General features: G+C 34.3%; 1 protein-coding gene. It reads left to right on the forward strand.

Going from position 1 to position 638, the window contains the following annotated elements:
- Window positions 1-473 (forward strand): HNH endonuclease signature motif containing protein (locus OZD61_RS02500; RefSeq protein ID WP_274979727.1); only part of this gene is annotated, 473 nt, incomplete at its 5' end.
- Window positions 474-638 lie beyond the last annotated feature (165 nt).

A 638-nucleotide genomic window follows, 5' to 3' on the forward strand; every position in this document is an offset into this window, starting at 1 on the left:
ATCCTCCAAAATTTTATTTTACCCAAAAAAACTCTTTTCTTTCTCTCCACTTTTTCTGGGTAAGGTCAGTCTTTAGGCACCCAAACAAAGGGAAATGCTGGATAAAAAGAAAATACTTTAAAAAGTATAATAACGATAACTGGCGTTTTATTACAAGTAACAAGATACATCTTATTATACACAGCGATCATGTTATTAAACGACATATCAAAGTGCAAAAAACCAGATCTCCATATGATGGTGATTGGGTTTATTGGGGTAAACGTCTGAGAAAAATACCATATAAGCCATCAAGAGTAATAAAACTATTGAAGTTACAACAAAGTAAATGTGATAATTGTAGACTATGGTTTAAAAGTGATGATACAATAGAAATACATCACAAAAACCGGAATAGACGAAACAATATGATCAAAAACTTGTCTTTGTTACATGGACATTGTCACGATGAATTACACAGGAGGTGTGCATGACAAGCACCAAATTAGAGAGAAGCCGTATGAGGCACAAAGTCTCACGTACGGTTTTGAAGTCGAGTGAGGAGGGGCGACCTTCTTCACTTAGAACTTGTTAAGGATCTCGAAAATATGAGGTAAAATAAGCATAGTTAAGAAAGAGGTATATCTATGCAAAAAAGC

Source organism: Wolbachia endosymbiont of Drosophila bocki, from assembly GCF_028982005.1.
Classification (GTDB): Bacteria; Pseudomonadota; Alphaproteobacteria; order Rickettsiales; family Anaplasmataceae; genus Wolbachia; species Wolbachia pipientis.